Origin of the sequence: Segetibacter aerophilus, assembly GCF_007991655.1 — a bacterium.
GTDB classification, from domain to species: Bacteria; Bacteroidota; Bacteroidia; order Chitinophagales; family Chitinophagaceae; genus Segetibacter; species Segetibacter aerophilus.
In genome coordinates, this window is the sequence record NZ_BJYT01000054.1 from 1 (window position 1) to 5,615 (window position 5,615).

Here is a 5,615-nt window from a genome sequence, read left to right on the forward strand (position 1 = left end):
CTTATCTTTGCACTCCCAAATAAAAAAGGGGTAAAAAACAGTTCTTAAGTGAGTTAAAGGGTGAGACGATTAGGGTCTTAAAGGTTCATAACCTTATCACCAGCAAGGTCTTCAAAAGTGAAGGCGGAAGTTCTTTGAAAGTATGGAAGTAACAGCGTGAATGCTTTGATAGAGCAAACACACATGGTAAGAAAGCGTAAAATTAAAACAGAACACTAAGACGTTAATTTTCTTAATTGAGACGAATTGATGTCAGTGGTCAAAAACTCATTTACAATGGAGAGTTTGATCCTGGCTCAGGATGAACGCTAGCGGCAGGCTTAATACATGCAAGTCGAGGGGCAGCAGGGGTAGCAATACTCGCTGGCGACCGGCAAACGGGTGCGGAACACGTACAGAACCTTCCTTTAAGCGGGGGATAGCCCATAGAAATGTGGATTAATACCCCATAGTAATATTGACTGGCATCAGTTGGTATTTAAAGATTTATCACTTAAAGATGGCTGTGCGGCTGATTAGGTAGTTGGTGTGGGTAACGGCCCACCAAGCCAGCGATCAGTAACTGGTGTGAGAGCACGACCAGTCACACGGGCACTGAGACACGGGCCCGACTCCTACGGGAGGCAGCAGTAAGGAATATTGGTCAATGGACGCAAGTCTGAACCAGCCATGCCGCGTGAAGGATGAAGGCCCTCTGGGTTGTAAACTTCTTTTATCTGGGAAGAAATGCCTGTTTTCTAACGGGTTTGACGGTACCAGAGGAATAAGCACCGGCTAACTCCGTGCCAGCAGCCGCGGTAATACGGAGGGTGCAAGCGTTATCCGGATTCACTGGGTTTAAAGGGTGCGTAGGTGGGTTGGTAAGTCAGTGGTGAAATCTCCGTGCTTAACATGGAAACTGCCATTGATACTACTGATCTTGAATTTTCGGGAGGTAAGCGGAATATGTCATGTAGCGGTGAAATGCTTAGATATGACATAGAACACCAATTGCGAAGGCAGCTTACTACAGGAATATTGACACTGATGCACGAAAGCGTGGGGATCAAACAGGATTAGATACCCTGGTAGTCCACGCCCTAAACGATGGATACTCGACATTTGTGATACACAATAAGTGTCTGAGCGAAAGCATTAAGTATCCCACCTGGGAAGTACGACCGCAAGGTTGAAACTCAAAGGAATTGGCGGGGGTCCGCACAAGCGGTGGAGCATGTGGTTTAATTCGATGATACGCGAGGAACCTTACCTGGGCTAGAATGTAGTCTGACCGTGGGTGAAAGCTCATTTTGTAGCAATACACAGATTATAAGGTGCTGCATGGCTGTCGTCAGCTCGTGCCGTGAGGTGTTGGGTTAAGTCCCGCAACGAGCGCAACCCCTATCATTAGTTGCCATCAGGTCAAGCTGGGAACTCTAATGAAACTGCCGTCGTAAGACGCGAGGAAGGAGGGGATGATGTCAAGTCATCATGGCCTTTATGCCCAGGGCTACACACGTGCTACAATGGGAAGGACAAAGAGCTGCCACCTGGTGACAGGGCGCTAATCTCAAAAACCTTCTCTCAGTTCAGATTGCAGGCTGCAACTCGCCTGCATGAAGCTGGAATCGCTAGTAATCGTAGATCAGCAACGCTACGGTGAATACGTTCCCGGACCTTGCACACACCGCCCGTCAAGCCATGGAAGCCGGGTGTACCTAAAGTCAGTAACCGCTAAGGAGCTGCCTAGGGTAAAACTGGTAACTGGGGCTAAGTCGTAACAAGGTAGCCGTATCGGAAGGTGCGGCTGGAATACCTCCTTTTTAGAGCGACTTCTCTTACACAAACATGTCAAAAGCTGTTACTTTCTACTACTTTCAAAATCTTTTTAAGTTCTTTAATATAGTAGCTCTAAAGCCGTAAAGGGTTAAGACCGGTGCGAGGGATTAAAGAGGTTTACTTATCCCCCTTTAGGGGTTAGGGGCGTCATAGATCCGTAGCTCAGCCTGGTTAGAGCACTACACTGATAATGTAGGGGTCAGCAGTTCAAATCTGCTCGGGTCTACAAAGTGGTAAGTAGTAAGTGGTAAGTAGTAAGTAAAAGACTTACAACTTATAACCTACAACTTATAACTCCACACGGGGGGTTAGCTCAGTTGGCTAGAGCATCTGCCTTGCACGCAGAGGGTCATCGGTTCGACTCCGATATCCTCCACAAGTAAAGGCTGCCAGCAGCCAAAACAAGTTCTTTTAAAATTAGAAGATGTAGACAATAAGGTCTTAAAAGGTTCGTACCCTTAACATCAGCAAGTGCTCAGAAGTTCCTTTGGGATTTTAGAGTTACAAGTTCTTTGACATATTGGGAAAATAAGTTGTAATAGTAGTAGTAATTGAATAAACGTTATCATCACTAGTGGTGATGACAAGTGGACGGCGCCTTTGTACTTTACTTATGGTACGAGGGTCCAAAACACTATAAACTTTTTTAAAGCAAATAAGGGCGTATGGTGGATGCCTAGGGTCTATGAGGCGATGAAGGACGTGGTAAGCTGCGATAAGCTTCGGGGAGCTGCACACGAGCGTTATATCCGAAGATTTCCGAATGGGACAACCTGTTATACTGAAGGTATATCATCTCGAAAGAGAAGCCAACGCGGAGAACTGAAACATCTAAGTACCCGCAGGAAAAGAAAATAATAATGATTCCCCAAGTAGTGGCGAGCGAAAAGGGAAGAGCCCAAACTTGTGTTGCGTGCAGCACGAGGGTTGTAGGACTGCATTTAGAATTACTCATCAAGTCGAAGTTGCTGGAAAGTAGCGTCATAGAAGGTGAAAACCCTGTAGACACAAATTGAGTAGGACGAGCAGTATCCTGAGTAAGGCGGGACCGGAGAAATCCTGCCTGAATCTGCCGGCACCATCCGGTAAGGCTAAATACTCCATAGACACCGATAGTGAACCAGTACCGTAAGGGAAAGGTGAAAAGCACCCTGAATAAGGGAGTGAAATAGTTCCTGAAACCGTACGCCTACAAGCGGTAGGAGCACAGCAATGTGTGACTGCGTGCCTTTTGCATAATGAGCCTACGAGTTACTCCTCACTGGCGAGGTTAAGTTCTTTTGTAACGGAGCCGTAGCGAAAGCGAGTCTAAATAAGGCGCTTAGTCAGTGGGGGTAGACGCGAAACTTTGTGATCTATCCATGAGCAGGTTGAAGGTGTGGTAACACACACTGGAGGACCGAACCCATTAGCGTTGAAAAGCTATGGGATGACTTGTGGATAGGGGTGAAAGGCCAATCAAACTGAGAGATAGCTCGTTCTCCCCGAAATGTTTTTAGGAACAGCGTCGCATATAAGAAGTTTATGAGAGGTAGAGCTACTGATTGGGCTAGGGGGCTTCACCGCCTACCAAACCCTGACAAACTCCGAATGCTCATAAATATCTGCGGCAGTGAGGCTGTGGGCGCTAAGGTCCATGGCCGAGAGGGAAATAACCCAGAATAGCAGCTAAGGTCCCTAATACATGGTTAAGTTGATCAAACGAGGTGGAGTTTCTATAACAGCCAGGATGTTGGCTTGGAAGCAGCCATTCATTTAAAGAGTGCGTAACAGCTCACTGGTCGAGAGACTCTGCACGGAAAATAATCGGGCATCAAACCATGAACCGAAGCTCTATGATTGCCACTAGGTGGTATATCGGTAGGGGAGCATTCTGACCTGCGTTGAAGGTGTACTGTGAGGTATGCTGGAGCGGTTAGAAAAGAAAATGTAGGCATAAGTAACGATAAATAATGTGAAAAACATTATCGCCGCAAGACTAAGGGTTCCTGATCAACGTTAATCGGATCAGGGTTAGTCGGGTCCTTAGGCAAACCCGAAAGGGGTAGTTGATGGAAAACTGGTTAATATTCCAGTACTTGCTATAGTTTCGATGGAGTGACGGGGTAGTGAAAAGACTGCGTGACCACGGATGTTCACGTTAAAGGGTGTAGTTATTTGTTGTGCAGGTAAATCCGCATGGTAAGGCGAACCTGATAGTACCACAAAGCTTCGGCAGCGTGGATAATGTCTCTAATCAAACCTCCGAGAAAACCTTCTAAGGCTAGGCTATAGCAACCCGTACCGTAAACCGACACAGGTAGTCGAGATGAGTATTCTAAGGCGCTCGGGTGAGCCGCGGAGAAGGAACTAGGCAAATTAATGCTGTAACTTCGGGATAAAGCATACCGCAGTGATGCGGTCTCAGTAAATTGGTTCAACCAACTGTTTAACAAAAACACAGGGCCCTGCAAAATCGAAAGATGACGTATAGAGCCTGATACCTGCCCGGTGCTGGAAGGTTAAGGAAGGGTGTTCGGACGCAAGTCCAAAGCTCCTGACTGAAGCCCCAGTAAACGGCGGCCGTAACTATAACGGTCCTAAGGTAGCGAAATTCCTTGTCGGGTAAGTTCCGACCTGCACGAATGGTCTAATGAGTTGAACACTGTCTCCTCCGCGAGCCCGGTGAAATTGTAGTATCGGTGAAGATGCCGGTTACCCGTCACGGGACGGAAAGACCCCATGAACCTTCACTACAACTTTGCATTGATTTTGAGTAACCGATGTGTAGCATAGTTGGGACGCTATGAAGCAGGTGCGCCAGCACTTGTGGAGCGGTCGTTGAAATACCAACCTTCGTTTACTTAGAGTCTAATCCCTGACGGGAGACATTGCATGGTGGGTAGTTTGACTGGGGTGGTCGCCTCCTAAAAAGTAACGGAGGCTTGCAAAGGTACCCTCAGTACGGTTGGTAATCGTACGTAGAGCGCATTAGTAAAAGGGTGCTTGACTGTGAGGCAAACAAGCCGAGCAGGGTCGAAAGACGGCTAAAGTGATCCGGTGGTTCTGAATGGAAGGGCCATCGCTCAAAGGATAAAAGGTACTCTGGGGATAACAGGCTGATCTCACCCAAGAGCTCATATCGACGGTGAGGTTTGGCACCTCGATGTCGGTTCGTCACATCCTGGGGCTGGAGAAGGTCCCAAGGGTTCGGCTGTTCGCCGATTAAAGTGGCACGTGAACTGGGTTCAGAACGTCGCAAGACAGTTCGGTCCCTATCTGTGATGGGCGCTAGTAAATTGAGAGGACATGACCTTAGTACGAGAGGACCGGGTCGTACGTACCGCTGGTGTATCGGTTGTGCCGCCAGGTGCAATGCCGAGTAGCTATGTACGGACAGGATAAACGCTGAAAGCATCTAAGCGTGAAACCTACCTCAAGATGAGTTTACTTTTAAGGGTCGTCAGAGACTATGACGTTGATAGGCTACAGGTGTAAAGGTGGTAACATCAAAGCCAAGTAGTACTAATTGCCCGTAAGCTTTAATTTTTTTATTACAAACTATTATCACAACTTCCCAATATGTACATTATTAAATGGTAAGTGATCAGTATTAAGTTATAAGTTTAAAAGAGCTTACAACTTATAACCTACAACTTACAGCTAAAGACCTTATGGTGGTTATGCCGGGGGTGTTCACCTCTTCCCATACCGAACAGAGAAGTTAAGTCCCCCATGGCCGATGGTACTGGTACACCAACCGGGAGAGTAGGTAGCTGCCATATTTATTTATCTCTAACCCTTCATCCAAAAAGATG

Annotated in this window: 2 tRNA genes and 3 rRNA genes; all 5 read left to right on the forward strand. The window is 47.0% G+C overall.

Annotated features, from left to right (window positions below):
• The first annotated feature begins 273 nt into the window (after positions 1-273).
• A 16S ribosomal RNA gene (locus SAE01_RS24135) occupies positions 274-1,802 on the forward strand.
• Between the two features lie 167 nt (positions 1,803-1,969).
• A tRNA-Ile gene (locus SAE01_RS24140) sits at positions 1,970-2,044 on the forward strand.
• Positions 2,045-2,120: 76 nt separating this feature from the next.
• Positions 2,121-2,194 (forward strand) — tRNA-Ala (locus tag SAE01_RS24145).
• 269 nt (positions 2,195-2,463) lie between these two features.
• Positions 2,464-5,346: ribosomal RNA gene (locus SAE01_RS24150) — 23S ribosomal RNA — on the forward strand.
• 124 nt (positions 5,347-5,470) lie between these two features.
• Positions 5,471-5,582 (forward strand): 5S ribosomal RNA (rrf, locus tag SAE01_RS24155).
• Together the 16S, 23S and 5S rRNA genes with 2 tRNA genes alongside form the textbook arrangement of a ribosomal RNA operon.
• Positions 5,583-5,615 lie beyond the last annotated feature (33 nt).